The following is an 18683-nucleotide window of genomic DNA, read 5'->3' on the forward strand; positions in this document are numbered from 1 at the left end:
AAAAGCCCGGTGGTTCAATTGCCAATTCAAGCAAAATCGCCGCGGATGACCGCCTCGGCCGCAAGGCCAATCCCGAGCAGCGTCTCGTCGCGACGGGCGGTGGCCGAAAGCAGCAGGCCGACCGGCATGCCTGCTGCACCCGTGCCGCAAGGAATGGAAACACCGCACCAGTCGAGAAAATTGCCGAGCGCGGTGTTGCGCAGCGTCTTGTTATTCGTCGCAAAGAACAGTTCGTCATCCCCTTCCAGCGGCGCGATCGGCGGGGCGACATGGGCAACGGTGGGAAAGGCGATCAGCCGGTCGCCGACAAGGCGCTCGGTATCGGCGATGAGGCGGCTGCGCGCCTCGAGGATCGCGAGGTAATCAGGCAAAGTCGTCTTGCTTCCCAAGCGGGTGCGCATGACGACGCGGTGATCCATTCTGTCTGCCTCTGGTCCCGCCAAACGCGCGTGGTGAAGCGCAAAAGCCTCCGCCGTTACCAGCGGACCATATTTCGTCATGAGATCGAATATTTCATCGAAAGCCGGAAGAACGGTGCGGGAAACATTGGCGCCGGCCCTTTGAAGACGTTCCAAAGCCGCTTCGAAAGCGGCGATCACGTCCGGTTCAGCGCCATCGAAGACGATATTGTCAGGCACGAGCAGTTCCAGGCCTCGCAACGGATGCTCGACGACGTCAGGCGCCGTCAGACCCCGCATGGCCGCATCGATCCAGACCGCATCCCTGACGGTGCGGCAGAGCGGCCCCAGCGAATCCAGGCTCTTTGCCAAGGGATAGACACCCTCCATCGCATAGCGGCCGCGGGTCGCCTTATAGCCGACGATGCCGTTGAAGGCGGCGGGGATGCGCACCGAGCCGCCGGTATCCGTACCCATCGCGACCGGCACCAGACCGGCTGCGACGGCAACACCCGCGCCCGAGGAGGAGCCGCCCGGAATGCGCGGGAGATCGGCGCTTCGCGGATTGACCGGCGTGCCGTAATGCGGGTTGATGCCGAGGCCGGAAAAGGCGAACTCGCTCATATTGGTGCGGCCGACGGCGACCATGCCCGCTTGCCGGAGCAGAGCGACGACAGCCGCGTCGCGTCTGGCCGGAGCATCTGTGGCCAAGACGACGGAACCCGCCGTGGTCGCAAGACCCTCGATGTCGAAAAGATCCTTCCAGGCGATCGGGACACCATCCAGCAATCCGAGCGAGCGCCCTTCCCGCAAACGCTTGCAGGAAGCGCGCGCCTCCTCCATCGCCCGGTTTTCGGTGAGCACGGTGAAGACGGATTTGTCGGAATAATCGGCGATGGATTCGAACACCGCCTCGGCCACATCGACCGGATCGGCCGCACCGCCTTGAATGAGGACGGAAAGCTGCGCGACCGACATTGCGCCGAAAGATTTGCTCATGGGACGATCCAGAAGAAAGACGATCCACTCGACTACCCCGGATCATTCCGGCGAGCCAGAGGTTCACGATATTTTGCATTTATTAGGACGATTTTTTGAACACTGAGTTTGCAGATTGCCCCTTCAATTGCCACGATCGAAGACACACATGCTGCTCGCGTGTGGAGTGGGATTCGGCATGAGGGTGAGACTTTGCTCTTTGAGAACCGCTCCGCATGCGTTGCAGGAGTAAACTAAAATGTCAGATTGTGAAACTTTAAGCCGCCGCCAGGATATGGTCACCCTTCACGTGAAAGAGGATGAAACCATCGGCCTGGGCGAGCGCGACTATGCGGAACATGTCAGCGCCCAGAAACTTTCGGGCTTCGAACGTCTTGTCGTGGTCGGGGCACTTGTCGTCTTGAGCTTTGCAGGTTTCGCTGCATACTCGTCGAGCGATACCGATCCGATGACGACATCGGCCATTGCGGCTGCACCAGGCGACAGCACGCCGCATCATCAGCCTTACGGCCATTGCCGTGACAGCAGCCCCTACGCTGAAAGGGTTTGCTGATAGGAGAGCCAGCTCGCCGGGCAATCGGTTTGCCCGGCAAAACCAGTTTGCCGGGCATGGAGACCTTGGCCCTGGATGCATTGATGCAGAAAGGAAAAGGACCATGGCCGGTGATGTCGATTACAATCTCCACCGCTTTATCGACGCGCAGAACGGCGTCTACGAAAAAGCGCTTGCGGAGCTGAGAGCCGGACGCAAGACCTCTCATTGGATGTGGTTCATCTTCCCGCAAATATCAGGTCTCGGCACCTCTCTGATGGCCGAAAAATATGCGATCCGCTCAGCCGAGGAAGCCGCTGCCTATCTCGCCGATCCCATTCTCTCCAGCCGGCTATCTCGCTGTGTCGAAGCGATCCTGTCCGTCAACGGCCGGACCGCGCACGAGATCCTCGGCTCGCCCGACGATCTGAAACTCCGCTCTTCAATGACCTTGTTTGCCGCGATCAGCGACCATGGCTCGCCCTTCCACCGGGTAATCGAGCATTTCTATCAGGGGAAATTCGATGAGCGGACAATGGAAATCCTCAGCGCCGGCGACTAGAGACCAGCGCAACTTCCATACCTTTGCTTGACGTGCTTTAGCGGCCCGGCCTGCTTTCTAGCGCGGCGATTTCCTCTGAAATCTCACTCAGACGCTGGCGCAGATCGCTGTCGGTGCCGTCATCCACCTCTTCTTCGCCGAAGCAATAGCGCGCGTCGTGGAGCTCCAGCTTGGCTTCGAGTTCCGCGCGTTTGGCATACAGGCGCTTGAGATAGACATAGTTCATCTCTCTGCCTCCACATCGCTCTCCCGTGACGGAAGAACGGCGCCCAAGCAGTAAGGTTCCCGAGACGGCTCAGGCGAAGGAAGCGATCGCCGCCCTGCAGGCCTTGGCGAAGTGGCCGCAGCAGCCGTCGGCGCCCATGGCCTGGCGGCTGACCCGCGCGCCTTCGAGGAGCAGTGTCAGCGTATCGGCAAGAAGCTGGGGTTCGCGCGCACCGGCCGCCGAACAGAGCGCGACCAGGCGATCGCGCTGCTCGGCCTTGTGCCGCTCGATCATCTCATGGGCGGGATGCCCCTCGCCCTTCAGTTCGATGGCGGCGTTGGCGAGATCGCAGCCGGCAGGCTCGCCGTTCAGACATTGCGCCCGCATCTCCACCCAGGCATCGAGCTGAGCACGGGGATTCCCGGGATACGCCGCCTCCAGATCGCGCCAGATCGCGCTCGCCTTTTCGGAGACGCGCCGCAGCGTTTCGCAGACCAGTTCGTCCTTCGAGCCGAAGTGCCGGTAGAGCGTCATCTTGTTGGTCAGGGCCGCGTCGGCGATGGCATCGACGCCGATGCCGCGAATGCCGCGCTCGCGGAAAAGCTCCAAAGCCGTCGAGACGATACGCTCCCGCGGCGGGATGCGATCTTCGGGAACGGCTGCGGTAATTTCATTCGAAGCTTCGGATTTTTTTGCGGACGAAGTCCTTGACATCAATGTGACCGATCGGTAACAACTGTATTGTTACTTACCGGTAACACCACACACCGCGAAAGTCAATGCCGAGGGTATGGCGGCGGATGTGGAACACGGGCGACCGCCCACGAAAGGAGGACAAGCCATGAGAAAGACCAGAGACGACCTGACGATATCCGAAGCCCTTCGCGACCCCCTGATCGCCATGGTATTGCGCGCCGACGGCGTGAAGCTTGAAGACTTCAAGCAACTCCTGGAGACGGCCGCGGGTAAGCGCGAGCCGCGCCCGACGCCGGTGGGCAAGATGATCGGAGCGCTTGCGGGCCGCGCCAATCTACCGGCCATGCCCTGCTTCGGCTGATCAGACCACCTGAACATTTCGGGGGATCTCTCCCTGCCCCCGGTCAGGGGCTGCCGTCATAAAGAGGCGGCGGCCCTTGCCGCTTGATCGTAATGGCCGGAAAGCGCCCTGAGTGTGGCCGCCACCGCCGATGTCGTAGCCGGATCGAGCCCCAGCCCTTTCATCGATTCCACCAGCAGCGCTTCGCGCACCGTCCGGTATTTCAGACAGGTTTCAAAACCTTTGTCCGTGGCGGTGATCAGTTTCTCCTTGCCCGCCCGCGCGCTTTTCACGAGACCGCGCTTTTCCAGCTTCTTGAGCGCATAAATCACCAGATGCGTATCCTCGACGCCGAGAACGCTGCAGAGATCGCCGAGCCGCTTCGGCCGCTGCCGGTGCGCCACCGAATGCAGCACCAGCACGTCGATCGCAGCACAGCCGGGCTCGCCCGCCGCCGTCATGCAGCGCACCATCCAGCGATCGAAGGCATTGCCGGCCAGAATGAGGCCGAATTCCAGCTCCGAAAGAGCGGGAAGCGCGCCGTCGGCCAGATGTGCGGAAGAGACGATCGGTCCGATTTCCTGTTGTCTTCCGCGCCGATCTGCCATGTCCAACCTCCAGCTTTCGAGAGAGAAAACGTTGACATTTTATCGATAAATCGTCAATAAATTTTCAGTTCAACAGGAGGCCGGACGATGAGCGCGCAGTGGGATTTCTGGATCGATCGCGGCGGCACCTTCACCGATATCGTCGCCCGGCGGCCTGACGGTTCGCTCCTCGCCCACAAACTGCTCTCGGAAAATCCGGAAGCCTATCGCGATCCCGCCGTGCACGGCATTCGTGAACTCCTCGGCCTGAAGCCTGACGAAGCGATCCCCTCCGATCGCATCGGCGCGGTGAAGATGGGAACGACGGTCGCCACCAACGCGCTTCTGGAACGCAAGGGCGACCCCACCCTGCTGGTGACGACGAAGGGTTTCCGCGATGCGCTGGAGATCGGCTACCAGGCCCGCGCCGATATCTTCGCCAAGAAGATCGTCAAGCCGGAGCTGCTTTATGCCGATGTCATCGAGGCCGATGAGCGCGTGCTGGCGGATGGCACGGTGGAACATTCGCTTGACGAGGATGGCCTGCGACAAGCGCTTGAAGCCGCCTATGCCGAGGGCCTGCGCGCCGTCGCCATCGTCTTCATGCATGCCTACCGCTATCCCGAGCACGAGCAGCGGGCGGCCGCCATCGCGCGCGCGATCGGCTTCACGCAGATATCTCCTTCGCATGTCGTTTCGCCGCTGATCAAGCTCGTCGGACGCGGCGACACCGCCGTCGTCGACGCCTATCTGTCTCCGGTTCTCCGGCGCTATGTCGATCAGGTCGCGGCCGAACTCGGCGCTGGCGACGGGCAAGGCCCGAAGCTGATGTTCATGCAATCCTCCGGCGGGCTGACCGATGCGCACCTCTTCCAGGGTAAGGACGCGATCCTTTCCGGCCCCGCCGGCGGCGTGGTCGGCGCGGTCGAAGTCTCGCACATTGCCGGTTTCAACCGAATGATCGGCTTCGACATGGGCGGCACCTCGACCGACGTTTCGCATTACGACGGTGAATTGGAACGCGCTTTCGAGACGGAGGTTGCCGGCGTGCGCATGCGCGCGCCGATGATGAAAATCCACACCGTCGCAGCCGGCGGCGGCTCTATCCTGAGCTATGACGGCTCACGCTTCCGCGTCGGCCCGGAATCGGCCGGCGCCACGCCCGGCCCGAAATCCTATCGCCGCGGCGGCCCGCTCGCCGTGACCGACGCAAACATCATGACCGGCAAGCTGCTGCCCGAATTCTTCCCCGCAATCTTCGGGCCGGAGCAGGACCAGCCGCTCGATGCCGAGGCGGTGCATGCCGCCTTTGCCGAGATGGCGCAGACGATCGGCGGCACTAGGAGCGCGGAGAATGTCGCCGACGGCTTCCTCGCCATCGCCGTCGAAAACATGGCGAATGCCATCAAGAAGATCTCCGTCCAGCGCGGTTATGACGTTTCCGACTATGCGCTCACCTGTTTCGGCGGCGCCGGCGGCCAGCATGCCTGCCTCGTCGCCGACAGCCTCGGCATGAAAACCGTGCTGATCCACCCCTTCTCCGGCATCCTCTCGGCCTATGGCATGGGGCTCGCCGATATCCGCGCGACGCGCCAGCGCGCGGTGCTGACGGAACTCGCCGAGGCATTGACGACGATCGGCGGCATCAGGAGCGAACTCGAGCGGGAGGTCCGTGAGGAACTGACGCTGCAGGGCGTCGAGCCCGCCGATACGGAAATCGTCACCCGGCTGCATCTGCAATACAAAGGCACCGACACGGCCCTGCCTGTTACCTTCGGGCCGCAGGACGAGATGGCGCAAGCCTTCGCTCTCGCCCACAAGAAGCAGTTCGGCTTCATCTTCGAAGACCGGCCTGTTGTCGTCGACTCCATCGAAGTCGAGGGCATCGGCGGCGGCGCCGACATCAAGGAAACGGAAACAAAGGCGGAAGCCTTCCGGCCGGAAGCACTTCGTACCACCCGCTTCTATTCCGGCGGAGCATGGCATGAGGCCGGCATCTTCAAGCGCGATGCACTGAAACAAGGCGCCGTCCTCAAGGGTCCTGCCCTCATCATCGAACCGCACCAGACGATCGTCGTCGAGCCCGGCTGGCAGGCAAGGCTCACCGGTCTCGACCATATCGTCCTTACCCGAGAGATCGCGCTTTCCCGCAACGCCGCGATCGGCACCAACGCCGATCCGGTCATGCTCGAAGTGTTCAACAATCTCTTCATGGCGATCGCCGAACAGATGGGCGTGACGCTGCAGAACACCGCCCATTCGGTCAATATCAAGGAGCGGCTCGATTTTTCCTGCGCCGTCTTCGACCGTACCGGCGCGCTCGTCGCCAATGCACCGCACATGCCGGTGCATCTCGGCTCGATGGACCGCTCCGTCGAAACCATCATCCGCCTGAACGAAGGCCGTATCCGCCCGGGTGACGTCTTCGCGCTCAACGCGCCATACAATGGCGGCACGCACCTGCCCGACATCACGGTCGTCACTCCCGTCTTCGACGACGCGGGAGAGACCATCCTGTTTTACGTCGCCTCGCGCGGCCATCACGCCGATATCGGCGGCAAGGCGCCGGGCTCGATGACGCCGCGGGCGACCAAGGTCGACGAGGAAGGCGTGCTGATCGATAATTTCCTCCTGGTCGATAAAGGACGTTTCCGCGAAGCCGAGTTCGCGGCCATGCTGAAGGACCACCCCTACCCTGCCCGCAACCCGGGCCAGAACCTTGCCGACGTCAAGGCGCAGATCGCCGCCAACGAAAAGGGCGTGCAGGAGCTGCGCAAGATGGTTTCTCATTTCGGGCTCGACGTCGTCGAAGCCTATATGGGCCATGTGCAGGACAATGCCGAGGAGAGCGTCCGCAGGGTGATCGCCCGCCTCAGCGACAGCGAATTCACCTATCCCACAGACCAGGGCGCTGTCATCAAGGTGAAGATCACCGTCGACAGGAAGGCGCGTGAGGCGACGGTCGATTTCACCGGCACGAGCGCGCAGCAGCCGACCAATTTCAATGCGCCGGAACCGGTGACGCGTGCCGCCGTGCTCTATGTCTTCCGCGTCATGGTCGAGCAGCCGATTCCGATGAATGCCGGCTGCCTGCGGCCGATCCGGATCATCGTGCCGGAGGGTTCGATGCTGCGCCCGGCCTATCCGGCCGCCGTCGTCGCCGGCAATGTCGAGACCAGCCAGCATGTGACGAATGCGTTGTTCGGGGCGCTCGGCACGCTGGCGGCAGCGCAGGGCTCGATGAACAACCTGACCTTCGGCAATGCCACCTACCAATATTACGAGACGATCTGCGCCGGCGGCCCCGCCGGCCTGCTGAACGACGGCACCGGCTTCAGCGGCGCCGATGGCGTGCACACGCATATGACCAATTCGCGCCTGACCGACCCGGAGGTGCTGGAATTCCGGTTTCCCGTCGTGCTAGAAGATTTCCGCGTTCGTCGTGGCTCCGGCGGCAAGGGGCAATATAGCTCCGGCGGCGGAACCGAGCGGACGATCCGTTTTCGTGAGACGATGGATTGCAGCATCCTCTCCTCGCATCGCGCGATCCGGCCTTTCGGCCTCTTCGGCGGGGAGGATGGTCAACTGGGGAAAACCGAGATCCGTCGGGCGGATGGCAAGGTCGAAAGGCTGGAAGGCTGCGATCAGGCAGTGCTCGCCGCCGGCGACGCCGTGATCGTTACGACGCCGACCGGCGGTGGCTACGGCAAACCCTAAACCACATCGAATCGAACTTCGTCAGGTGACGTGCTTTAGCTCCCTGTTTTCATGTCGTTCGGAACCGCCAATTCCGGGCGACATGTATCAGAGGATCGGCTTGCCGCCCGTGACCGCGATTGTCGTGCCGGAGACATAGCTCGACAAGGGATCGGCCAGCATCACATAGGCTGTCGCAAGCTCGGCCGGCTGGCCCGGCCGCTTCATCGGCACCTGCTTGCCGAAATTGCTGACGCTGTCTTCGGGAAGCGTCGAAGGAATGAGCGGCGTCCAGATCGGCCCCGGCGCCACCGCATTGGCGCGGATGCCTTTCTCCGCCAAAAGCTGGGCGAGGCCGGCGGTGAAATTCTGGATCGCACCCTTGGTCGTCGCATAGGCAAGCAGCGTCGGGTTCGGACTGTCCGAATTGATCGAAGCCGTATTGATGATGGCGCTGCCCGGCTTCATATGAGGAACGGCAGCCTTGGTCAGGTAGAACATCGCATGGATATTGACCTTGAAGGTCAGTTCCCATTCCTCATCGCTGATCTCATCGATGCTCTTGAAGCTCGCCTGATGGGCAGCGTTGTTGACGAGAATGTCGATGCCGCCGAATTCCCTAACCGCGGTTTCGACGATCTGCCGGCATAGAGCCGGATCCTGGATATCGCCGCTGACGAGAATGGCCTTACGTCCGGCCTGCTCGACGAGCCGCTTCGTCTCATCGGCGTCCTCATCCTCATCGAGATAGGAAATCACCAGATCGGCGCCTTCCCGGGCATAGGCAATCGCCACCGCCCGGCCGATGCCGCTGTCGCCGCCGGTAATGATCGCCCGCTTGCCTTTCAAGCGGTCGGAACCACGGTAGCTCTTCTCGCCGTGATCGGGAATGGGGTCCATCTGCGCGGTAAAACCCGGCATTGGTTGCTTCTGGGATGGGAAAGGCGGCGTCGGATAATTCGTCATCATGACCTCCTCGGTTGGGGGTCAAACTCAGGCTGCGGCTTGTTGTTCCAAGTTTATGGTGGAGTTGTTGCCGTGCAGTCGCCCCCTGACACGGTCCCGCTGTCACATCCGCCTTGCGATCACCCTACAAGATGTTGCGATTTGCCACAGCGACCGCTATGCCATAGTAATGTAACATGATCGCAGTTTTTCATGAGGTGCGCGGAATTGGACGGAAAGACATCACCCGAAGCTTACTCCGAAGATGAGGGCCTTGCCGGCGAAGCCGGCGGCAAGGGCGCTCGCCGCGCGCGCGTCAGCGGCATCGACCGGGCGCTTCAGGTGATCGACCATCTCTATGAGACCGGATCGCCCGCCGGCGTCTATGCCATTGCCAAGGCGGTGAAGGCGCCGCTTTCGACCGTCTATGTCATCGTCGACGATCTCGTCGAAAAGAACATGCTGACGCGCCAGACGGACGGTTCGATCTGGCTCGGGGCGCGGCTCTATCATTATGGCCTTGCCTATGCCCGGTCGCTGGATTTCATGAGCATCGCCACCCACGAAATGCATGATCTCTGTCGCCAGGCCGGCGAAACGGTGCAGGTCTGCGGCCGCGACGGCGATTTCATGCTGGTGCTTGCGATGGCCGATGGCCCGAGCCACTTCCAGGTGGCCTCCCGCGTCGGCACCCGCGTGCCGCTGAACTGGACGGCGTCGGGCCGCCTGCTCGTCGGCCACCTGCCCGAAGAGGAGCGCATCGAGCTCTTCAAGCGCTGCGCCCGTTCATCCCCGACCGGACGGGCCGAGATCGATCCGGGCACGCTGTCGGAAGCAGCCGGCAAAGCCTTTGAGTCGCGCCTGTCGATCCAGGCTGGCGAATCGGATTATGCGGTCGCCTGCATCGCCTCGCCGATCTGCGACCGCGACGGCCAGTGCGTCGCCACCATTTCCATCGTGCTGCCGGAACAGAAGGCCTTCTCCGACGAGAACCATTATACGGCGCATGTGCGCAGTTCGGCGGAACGGATCGAAAAGCTGATGGGCTGGCGCAACCGCTAAAGGCGCTTCTACCGGTAGGAATAGCCGTGGCTGTGGCGCACGAGCTTGCGCGCTCGCGGCACATAGCGGCTGGCCGCGAAAGCCTCGGCGCCGATGACCGCGTAGCGCGGCTCGAACAGTTTGGTGAGAACCGAGACGTCGCCGTTCGAATCCGTCGCCTCGACTTCGGAATCGATGAGGTCGAAAATGGTGAATTCGGCTTGCGCGCCGACCGAAAGCCGGTTCTCCACCGCCAGCTTGATGACGGATGCCGGCGCATGGGTGACGGCTTCCACCACCTTGTCGAAAGGCATGCCGACACTGAGCAGCTTCGACATCGTCGTGGCCAGATCCCAGACCGGGAAGTTCATCGAATGGCCGTGCAGGTCGGTCGAGATCGAGAATGGCAGAAGGCCGCGCGCAATCGCCGCCTCGGCCACCTTGAAGGAGAAGGAAGCGCCGCCGTGGCCGATGTCGAGGCGGATGCCCTCGGAGGCACAGCGCTCGGCGAGATAGAAGAGATCTTCGTCTTCCATGATGCTCGAACCGGCCTTGCCGTTGAAGCAGTGGGTGACGACGTCGCCGGGTCCGAGAATCTCCAACACTTCGTCATAAAGCGCCGGCGGCTCGCCGACATGCACCATCATCGGCACTTTCAGGATCTTGGCGATCTTCTTGCCGAGCTTGACCGGGGTAACGCCCCAGGAGCCGGTGATGACGTGGCTCGCGCGCACCTTGATGCCGACGATGTGCTCGCTGTTTGCGGCATAGACTTCGAGAATGCGGTCGAGATCGATATCTCTGATATCCCTGAGTTCGGCGACCCGGTTGCAGGCAACCAGGCCGATCGAGCCGAGGTTCAGGAAGGCCTTGATGCGCTCGCGCGAGGGCTCGATGATATATTCCCGGAAGCCATGGAAGTTCGCCTCCCCGGCAGAGCCGGCATCGACCAGCGTGGTCACGCCACGCTCGACGCCGCATTCGGACGGGCGAATGGAAATATCCGTGCCGCCATGCCAGATATGCACATGCAGGTCGATCCAGCCCGGAGACATGAAGGCGCCCTTGCCGTCGATGCGGGTCACGTCCTGCTGAACACCGAGCGAAGGACCGATCTCGGCGATCCTGCCGTCGCCGCCGATGAGGATGTCCACCGTCCCGTCCGGCGTACCGGCGCCGAAAGCCATGGGCCTGACATTGGCGAGCAGCAGCGGTTTCTTCGCCTGGTCCCCGGACATGATTGCATTCCTTTCGAAGTCTTGGATATGAATCGTTCCGCGCCCGGCGGCGATCCGTCTGCTTGTTGTTGTGGAGGATGATGGAAATCGTACCGCTTTCGGCTATTCCATAATTATACTACACAAATCTTTATAGTAGAATATAAGCAGCGACGTCTCTGTCAAGAAAAATGACGTATGATGACTATGCGATAACACGGCGGGCACGCCGGAAACGCGCCCTCCCGCAGAGCATTTATTTTCGCTCGGAAAAGACCGAATAGTCCACGCGCGCGAGATGGTCCGGATCGGCGAAGGCGTCGATCGCCAGGATCTTGCCATCGGCGATGGTGAGCGCCACGACGACACGCAGCTCTCCTTCGATACGCACGATATAGCCGACTTCGCCATCGACGAGAGCGGCTTCCGCCGCCCGTGCCCGGCCCTTGAAGAGCTCTGCAACACCTGGAGCACCGCGAATCTCGCCGATATTTCCAAATCCAGCCGCCGTCGCATCCGGCCGAAAGACCACGTCGGGGGCGAGAACGGCAACAAGCGCTTCCAGATCGCCGTTGCGCGATGCGGTGAGGAATGCCTCCGCAATCGTCCGCTTGCGGTCGAAATCGACATCCGGCGTCTCGTCCGTGCCCTGCACCCGGCGACGGGCACGGCTTGCAAGCTGCCGCGCGGCAGCGGACGAACGGCCGATGATCGGAGCGATTTCGTCGAAGGGCAGATCGAACATGTCGTGCAGCACGAAGGCGACGCGGTCGGCGGGCGCCAGCGTCTGCAGCACGACGAGCAGCGCCAGGCCGACCGAATCGGCAAAGGCTGCCTCGCGTTCCGGATCTTTCGCCGGATCGGCAATCCCGTCATGGGTGGGCAGTTCCAGCGGCTCCTCGCGCCGTGTCTTGCGTGAGCGCAGCATGTCCAGGCAGATGCGCGCCACGACAGTCGTCAGCCAACCGCCGAGATTGCCGACACCGGCCGCGTCGGTGCGGCTCAGCCGCAGCCAGGCCTCCTGAACGGCATCTTCAGCCTCGCTGCGCGAGCCGAGCATGCGATAGGCGACCGCCTTCAGATGCGCCCTGTTCGCCTCGAATTCATCGGCCAACCATTTTTTCTCGTTCATCCGTCACATTCCTTCGCTGCGTTCCGTCAAGATCATGACGAATGAAACCCGGCCGATGTGACAGCGCCGGCGATCGTCAAACTGTAAACGCATCAAGGAGGCTTAGTATGCAGGAAAAATTGGTCATGCAGGAGAGAATGGGAAATCCCGCCCTCATCCTTCCCGCCGCCATGCAGGCGCTCAATGCACTCAGCAGGGTGCCGACCGAAACAGGCCTTTCGCCGAAGCTGCTCGAACTCGTCAATCTGCGCGCCAGCCAGATCAACGGCTGCAGCGTCTGCATCGACGGCCATTGGCGCATTGCCCGCAAACACGGTGAGACGGATGAGCGGCTCTTTGCCGTCGCCGGCTGGCGCGATGCCCCCTATTATAGCGATGCCGAACGCGCCGCCCTCGCCTTGACCGAGGCGGTGACCCGCACCAGCGACCGCGCCGACCCGGTGCCGGACGAGATCTGGGACGAAGCGACACGGCATTATGACGGCAGGAGCCTTGCCGCACTCGTCATCGCCATCGCCAATATCAATGTCTGGAACCGGCTGAACATCGCCACCCGTCAGATCGCAGGTCAGTGGAAGCCATAGGCGGCGATTGCCGGCAGCGTTTCACCCCGCGCTGCCGGCAATTATGCTTCTCAAATGATACCGCCGCCGCCGGCAACGGAAGCAGGACGCTCGGCCGCGACGTGTCTGCGATAGCCGCTGGCGCGATAGGCGGCGATCGGATCGATCGCGCCGCCGGCGCGGCGGCGCGCCTCGGCAAGGATCGGCTCGACATCGGCGCGGTAGGCGCGCTTCAGCGTTTCCGATGCCATCAGCGCGTCATTGTCCTGCTGATAGCCGTCGAGCGCCTTGCGGTCGACGAGCAGCGCCTGGGCATAGGCGCGGCGGATTTCGTTGGCGCTGTTGATCAGGCTTTCGATCGGGTCGGTGACATTATGCGACTGGTCGATCATGTGCGCCGGGTTGAAATCGTTGACGCCGCGCTGTTCGGCATCGACAAGCTCGTTGAAGACCAGGAACAGCCGATAGGGATCGATCGCGCCGGCATCGAGATCGTCATCGCCATATTTCGAATCGTTGAAATGAAAGCCGCCGAGCTTGCCGAACTGGATCAGGCGGGCGACGATCATCTCGATATTGGTGTTCGGCGCATGGTGGCCGAGATCGACGAGGCAATGGGCCTTGGGGCCGAGCGTCTGGGCGATCAGGTAGTTGGTGCCCCAGTCCTGAACGATCGTCGAATAGAAGGCCGGCTCGTACATCTTGTGCTCGGAGAACAGCTTCCAATCGTCGGGCAGAGCCTTGTAAATATCAGCCATCGAGGCGAGGTAACGCTCGAATGCCTTGGTGAAATTGCTCTGGCCGGGGAAGTTCGAGCCGTCGCCGATCCAGACCGTCAACGCCTTGGAGCCGATCGCCTTGCCGATCTCGATGCATTCGAGATTGTGCTCCACCGCCTGGGCGCGTGTCGCCGCGTCGGTGTGGCTGAGCGAGCCGTATTTGTAGGAGTGAGCCTGTCCCGGCGCATCGGAAAAGGTGTTCGAATTCATCGCGTCAAAGCCGAGGCCGAGCGCATCAGCTTTGGCCTTCAACTCCCGCGCATCCGCCTTGTCCCAGGGAATATGCAGGGAGACATTCGGCGTTGCCTGCGTCAGCTGGTTGATGACGGCGCAATCGTCGAGCTTGTCGAAAATGCCGCGCGGTTCGCCAGTGCCGGGAAAGCGGGCAAAACGCGTGCCGCCGGTGCCGACGCCCCAGGAGGGAACGGCGACGAAGAATTCGGCGACCCTGCGGGTGATTGCCTCTATATCGACGCCGCGACGGTCAAGGGTGGCGCCGAGCGCCTCGTAATCGGCTTTCAGTGCGGTTGCCCGCTTGTCGTTTTCACTCGCGACCAGATCCTGCGCGATCCTGAACTCGGCCATGTCTTCCTCCCGGTTCTGCAATTTCTACATTGGAACTGCCGTTGGGGCCGCCCCTCATCCCCCTGCCGGCACTTCTCCCCGTTCTGACGGGGAGAAGGGAATATGCCGCGCCGGCTCCGTCCCACTCCAACATCTCGTTGGGCAAGTCCCCTCTCCCCGTCAGAACGGGGAGAGGGTTAGGGTAAGGGGCAGACACATCCGCCCCCGTCAAAAATCACCGCGTAAAGCTCTGCACGTTGCCGGCATCGACGTTGATGATGTTGCCGGTCGATTTTGCCGAAAGGTCCGATGCGAGGAAGTAGATCGCCTCGGCGATGTCTTCCGGGAACACGTTGAGCTTCAGCATCGAACGCTTGCGGTAATGTTCCTCGAGATCATCCACCTCGATCTTCGAGGAGGCTGCGCGCTGTTCGCGCCACTCGCCGCTCCAGATCTTCGAGCCGCGCAGCACCGCATCCGGGTTGACGGTGTTGACGCGGATGCCGGCATCCGCGCCTTCGAGCGCCAGGCAGCGGGCGAGATGGATTTCAGCGGCCTTCGCCGTGCAATAGGCAGAAGCATTCGGCGAGGCGGCAAGTCCGTTCTTCGAGGCAACGAAGACGATGTTGCCACCGAGCGCCTGACGGCGGAACAGGCGGAAGGCCTCACGCGAGACGAGGAAATAGCCGGTCGCCAGAATATCGATATTGCGGTTCCATGTCGAAAGCTCGGTTGCTTCGATCGGTGCGGAGGAGGCAATACCGGCATTCGAAACGAGGATATCGATGCCGCCGAATTCGACCGAGGCTTCCGCGAAGGAGGCGATCACCGCATCTTCCTTGGTGACGTCGAGCCGGACGCTGCGCACGGCATCGGCGCCGTATTTCTTGATGAAATCGGCTTCCGTGCCTTCGAGCGCTGCCTGGTCGATATCGGCAAGCACGATGCAGGCGCCTTCGCCGACGAGGCGGGCAGCCGTTGCGCGGCCGATACCGCCGGCGCCACCGGTGACGAAGGCGACCTTGCCGGCAAGGCTCTTCGGCTTCGGCATGCGCTGGAGCTTCGCCTCTTCCAGCAGCCAGTATTCGATGTCGAAGGCTTCCTGCTCCGGCAGGCCCTGATATTCCGAGACCGTCGAAGCGCCGCGCATGACGTTGATGGCGTTGACGTAGAATTCGCTGGCGATACGGGCCGTCGCCTTGTCACGGGCAAAGGACAGCATGCCGACGCCTGGAACGAGGAAGATGACCGGATTGGCGTCGCGCATTGCGGGCGAATTATCATGCTTGCAGTCGTTGTAATAGCGGGCGTAGTCGGCGCGGTAATCTTCCAGCGCCTTGTCGAGACCGGCAACGATCGCATCGACATCCGGCTTGGCCGGGTCGAAATCGACGATCAGCGGGCGGATCTTGGTGCGCAGGAAATGGTCCGGGCAGCTGGTGCCGAGCGCGCCGAGCGGACGCAGTTCCTTGGAATTGACGAATTCCAGAACCGCGTCCTGATCGTCGAAATGGCCGAGCTTGCGCTCCTGCTTGCCGATGCGGCCGCGAATCTCAGGCATCAGGCGGGCGGCGATGGCGCGACGTTCGGCAACGGGCAGGCTTTGAACGACCGCGCCACCGAAGATCGTCTTGCCTTCGGTCTGGCCGGCAAACCACTCGATCGCCTTGTTGATGATATCGAGCGTCAGCTCGTAGCAGGCCTTGGCGTCGTTTGCCCAGGTGAAGAGACCATGGCTTTCGAGCACGACACCCCTAGCGTTCGGGTTCGCCTTGACGAAGGCTTCGAGATCGAGGCCGAGCTGGAAGCCCGGACGGCGCCAGGGCAGCCAGCCGATCTCGTCGCCGAAGATCTGCTTGGTCAATTCCCTGGAATTCTTCGAGGCTGCGATCGCGATGATCGCGTCGGGATGCATGTGGTCGACATGGGTGAAAGGCACGAAGCCGTGCAGCGGCGTGTCGATTGAGGCGGCGCGGGCATTCAGGTTGAAGGTGCAGTGCGGCAGAAAGCCGACCATGCGGTCTTCATCTTCGACACCCTTATAGATGCCCTTCAGCGCTTCCAGCTTGTCCTGATAGAGCGTGGCGAAACCGTCGAGCTTGATGGTGCCGACATCGCCGCCCGAGCCCTTGACCCAGAGCACTTTCACCTTCTCGCCGGTCAGCGGATCGGTTTCCATCACCTTCGCCGAGGTGTTGCCGCCGCCGTAATTGGTGATGCGCTTGTCGGCGCCGAGCAGATTGGAGCGATAGAGAAGCTTGCCGGGCTCATCGAGGCCTGCCGCGTAACCATCATCCCACCGGTTTTCCAGAAGCCGGACGTTCGCCGCCATGTCATCCTCCCATATGAAATCATCATCGGGACGCGAGGTTCGCGCCCCTTTTCGATGACCGGTATCGCTCATCAAAATGGAGTTTGTCAATCGAAAACGATCAAATTCGATTATTGTGCAGCGCAATATGAAAATTTATGATCGTTTGTGATTGACAGCTTTTAACGGATACGAAATAAATACGACAAGAGGAGGAGCCCAATGCACGAACGTGAACGCCATCGCATTATCTTAAGCGCCGTTCAGGAGAAGTCCGTGGTCACGATCCAGGACATTTCCGAACTGACGGAAGCTTCTGAGGCGACGATCCGGCGCGATATTGCGGCTCTTCATGTGCAGGGCAAGATCCGGCGCGTCCGCGGCGGCGCGGAAGCGGTGCACCCGCCGCAGCTCGGCAATCTCGCCGGCCGGCCCTTCCGAGTTTCAGAATCAGTCAACATCGATAAAAAGCGCGCAATTGCGCGCGCAGCCGTCGATCTCTGCGAGGCGGGCGACGCCATCATCATCAATGGCGGCACCACCACCTTCCAGATGGTGCATTACATGGCCGGCCACCGCATGCAGGTCATGACCAACTCTTTTGCCATCGCCGAACATCTGGTGAAGCATTCCAAGAATACGGTGACGGTGCCGGGCGGCGCGATCTATCGCGAGCAGAGCCTGATCCTGTCGCCTTTCGATAATGACGCGATCCGCAATTTTTATGCGCGGCGCATGTTCATCGGCGCGCAGGGCGTCGGCCCGCTCGGCATCATGGAGGCGGACGCGCTCATCATCCAGAGCGAGCAGAAGCTGATGCACCAGGCCGACGAACTCGTCGTCATGGCCGATTCAAGCAAATTCAATCGCCGGTCGAGCCTCATTCTCTGCGCGCTCGACCGCGTTTCTGCGATCATCACCGATGACGGGATTTCGGAAGAGGCGACTCGCATGGTCGAGAACGCCGGCGTCCGGCTCATCGTCGCGAACCCGGTGGCGCAGCTTGCGAAGGAGGATTCCTCGTCGGTCGCATGAAGCGCCGCCGAGGTGTGGAAGTCTAATCTTAATGGGAGGAAAGTGACATGAAATTCGCGAAAACACTGGCGCTCGGCGCAGCGCTCGCCGTCGCCATGATGGCCGGCACTGCCAGCGCCAAGGACATCAAGATCGGCCTCGTCGTGAAGTCGCTCGGCAACGGCTTCTTCGACGCCGCCAACAAGGGCGCACAGGAAGCCGCCAAGGAACTCGGCGGCGTAGAGGTCATCTACACCGGCCCGACGTCGACGACGGCCGAAGGCCAGATCGAAGTCATCAACTCGCTGATCGCTCAGGGCGTCGATGCCATCGCCGTTTCGGCCAACGATCCCGACGCGCTCGTTCCGGCGCTGAAGAAGGCGGCTCAGCGCGGCATCAAGGTGATCTCCTGGGATTCGGGCGTAGCACCGGAAGGCCGCATCCTGCAGCTCAACCCGTCGTCCAACGAGCTGATCGGCAAGATGTGCCTGACGCTCGTCAAGGATCACCTGGAAGGCGGCAAGGGCGACTTCGCCATCCTGTCGGCCACGACCACCTCGACCAACCAGAACATCTGGATCGACCAGATGAAGAAGCAGCTCAAGGATTTCGCTGGTCTCAATCTCGTCACCACGGTTTACGGCGACGACCTCTCCGACAAGTCCTATCGTGAAGCCGAAGGCCTGCTGAAGTCCAACCCGAACGTCAAGGTCATCGTCGCTCCGACGACGGTCGGCGTTCTCGCCGCTTCGAAGGTCGTCGAAGACAAGGGCCTCGTCGGCAAGGTCTACGTCACCGGTCTCGGCCTGCCGTCCGAAATGGCCGGCGCGATCAAGTCGGGCGCCACGAAGGAATTCGCCATCTGGAACCCGATCGACCTCGGCTACTCCGCCACCCAGATCGCCTATCGCCTCGTCAAGGGCGAAACCGACGGCAAGCCGGGCAGCGAAATCGAAGCCGGCCGCATGGGCAAGATCAAGGTCGGCGATAACGGCGAAGCCGCCATGGCCGATCCCTTCGTCTACAATGCTTCGAACATCGACCAGTTCTCCAAGGTCTTCTGATCCGGAGAAACACATAAAGCCCGGCGGCTATGCGGCCG

The 18683-nt window shown here is 61.8% G+C and carries 17 protein-coding genes; 8 read left to right on the forward strand and 9 right to left on the reverse strand.

What is annotated here, in order from left to right; genetic code table 11:
- Positions 1–26 precede the first annotated feature (26 nt).
- Positions 27–1397 carry an amidase gene (locus ATY78_RS18150; protein ID WP_088683692.1) on the reverse strand — a complete coding sequence of 457 codons (1371 nt, stop codon included), beginning with the start codon at positions 1395–1397 and terminating at the stop codon, positions 27–29.
- 274 nt (positions 1398–1671) lie between these two features.
- Here ATY78_RS18150 and ATY78_RS18155 point away from each other — a divergent pair, with 274 nt between their 5' ends.
- Both ATY78_RS18155 and ATY78_RS18160 read left to right on the forward strand, forming a co-directional pair.
- On the forward strand, positions 1672–1950 hold the full coding sequence (locus tag ATY78_RS18155; RefSeq protein WP_190237488.1) for a hypothetical protein: 279 nt from the start codon (positions 1672–1674) through the stop codon (positions 1948–1950).
- 103 nt (positions 1951–2053) lie between these two features.
- Complete coding sequence (locus ATY78_RS18160; RefSeq protein WP_088683694.1) at positions 2054–2491, forward strand: DUF1810 domain-containing protein; 438 nt, start codon at positions 2054–2056, stop codon at positions 2489–2491.
- Positions 2492–2528: 37 nt separating this feature from the next.
- Here ATY78_RS18160 and ATY78_RS18165 read toward each other — a convergent pair whose 3' ends face one another.
- Both ATY78_RS18165 and ATY78_RS18170 read right to left on the reverse strand, forming a co-directional pair.
- A complete protein-coding gene (locus ATY78_RS18165) occupies positions 2529–2717 on the reverse strand; it encodes a hypothetical protein (protein WP_088683695.1) in 189 nt (62 codons plus the stop codon).
- A gap of 69 nt (positions 2718–2786) precedes the next feature.
- Positions 2787–3410, reverse strand: coding sequence for a TetR/AcrR family transcriptional regulator (locus ATY78_RS18170; RefSeq protein ID WP_088683696.1), 624 nt, complete (start codon positions 3408–3410; stop codon positions 2787–2789).
- A 127-nt stretch (positions 3411–3537) separates the two neighbouring features.
- Here ATY78_RS18170 and ATY78_RS18175 point away from each other — a divergent pair, with 127 nt between their 5' ends.
- Positions 3538–3753, forward strand: a complete 216-nt coding sequence (locus ATY78_RS18175) for a hypothetical protein (protein WP_004675830.1) — start codon at positions 3538–3540, stop codon at positions 3751–3753.
- Positions 3754–3809: 56 nt separating this feature from the next.
- Here ATY78_RS18175 and ATY78_RS18180 read toward each other — a convergent pair whose 3' ends face one another.
- Positions 3810–4340, reverse strand: a complete 531-nt coding sequence (locus ATY78_RS18180; protein WP_088683697.1) for a winged helix DNA-binding protein — start codon at positions 4338–4340, stop codon at positions 3810–3812.
- A gap of 87 nt (positions 4341–4427) precedes the next feature.
- Here ATY78_RS18180 and ATY78_RS18185 point away from each other — a divergent pair, with 87 nt between their 5' ends.
- On the forward strand, positions 4428–8036 hold the full coding sequence (locus ATY78_RS18185; RefSeq protein ID WP_088683698.1) for a hydantoinase B/oxoprolinase family protein: 3609 nt from the start codon (positions 4428–4430) through the stop codon (positions 8034–8036).
- 87 nt (positions 8037–8123) lie between these two features.
- Here ATY78_RS18185 and ATY78_RS18190 read toward each other — a convergent pair whose 3' ends face one another.
- Entirely contained in the window at positions 8124–8981 is an 858-nt protein-coding gene (locus tag ATY78_RS18190) for an SDR family oxidoreductase (protein WP_088683789.1), read from the reverse strand.
- 192 nt (positions 8982–9173) lie between these two features.
- Here ATY78_RS18190 and ATY78_RS18195 point away from each other — a divergent pair, with 192 nt between their 5' ends.
- Positions 9174–10022 (forward strand): IclR family transcriptional regulator, encoded by an 849-nt coding sequence (locus tag ATY78_RS18195; protein ID WP_088683699.1) that lies wholly within the window; start codon positions 9174–9176, stop codon positions 10020–10022.
- An 8-nt stretch (positions 10023–10030) separates the two neighbouring features.
- Here ATY78_RS18195 and ATY78_RS18200 read toward each other — a convergent pair whose 3' ends face one another.
- Both ATY78_RS18200 and ATY78_RS18205 read right to left on the reverse strand, forming a co-directional pair.
- On the reverse strand, positions 10031–11239 hold the full coding sequence (locus ATY78_RS18200; RefSeq protein ID WP_088683700.1) for an amidohydrolase/deacetylase family metallohydrolase: 1209 nt from the start codon (positions 11237–11239) through the stop codon (positions 10031–10033).
- Between the two features lie 235 nt (positions 11240–11474).
- Positions 11475–12350 (reverse strand): sigma-70 family RNA polymerase sigma factor, encoded by an 876-nt coding sequence (locus tag ATY78_RS18205; protein WP_088683701.1) that lies wholly within the window; start codon positions 12348–12350, stop codon positions 11475–11477.
- A 125-nt stretch (positions 12351–12475) separates the two neighbouring features.
- On the opposite strand from ATY78_RS18205, the gene ATY78_RS18210 reads away from it, so the two are divergent.
- A complete protein-coding gene (locus ATY78_RS18210) occupies positions 12476–12934 on the forward strand; it encodes a carboxymuconolactone decarboxylase family protein (protein ID WP_088683790.1) in 459 nt (152 codons plus the stop codon).
- 50 nt (positions 12935–12984) lie between these two features.
- Here ATY78_RS18210 and rhaI read toward each other — a convergent pair whose 3' ends face one another.
- Together rhaI and ATY78_RS18220 are read right to left on the reverse strand one after the other, a co-directional pair.
- The gene (gene rhaI, locus ATY78_RS18215; protein WP_088683702.1) at positions 12985–14277 is read right to left on the reverse strand and encodes an L-rhamnose catabolism isomerase; all 1293 of its coding nucleotides are present in this window, start codon (positions 14275–14277) and stop codon (positions 12985–12987) included.
- 214 nt (positions 14278–14491) lie between these two features.
- A complete protein-coding gene (locus ATY78_RS18220; RefSeq protein WP_088683703.1) occupies positions 14492–16588 on the reverse strand; it encodes a bifunctional rhamnulose-1-phosphate aldolase/short-chain dehydrogenase in 2097 nt (698 codons plus the stop codon).
- 201 nt (positions 16589–16789) lie between these two features.
- Here ATY78_RS18220 and ATY78_RS18225 point away from each other — a divergent pair, with 201 nt between their 5' ends.
- Both ATY78_RS18225 and rhaS read left to right on the forward strand, forming a co-directional pair.
- The gene (locus ATY78_RS18225) at positions 16790–17602 is read left to right on the forward strand and encodes a DeoR/GlpR family DNA-binding transcription regulator (RefSeq protein ID WP_088683704.1); all 813 of its coding nucleotides are present in this window, start codon (positions 16790–16792) and stop codon (positions 17600–17602) included.
- A gap of 47 nt (positions 17603–17649) precedes the next feature.
- Positions 17650–18645, forward strand: coding sequence for a rhamnose ABC transporter substrate-binding protein (gene rhaS, locus ATY78_RS18230; protein WP_088683705.1), 996 nt, complete (start codon positions 17650–17652; stop codon positions 18643–18645).
- Positions 18646–18683: the final 38 nt, after the last annotated feature.

It is taken from the genome of Rhizobium sp. R635 (genome assembly GCF_002211285.1).
GTDB lineage: Bacteria > Pseudomonadota > Alphaproteobacteria > Rhizobiales > Rhizobiaceae > Rhizobium.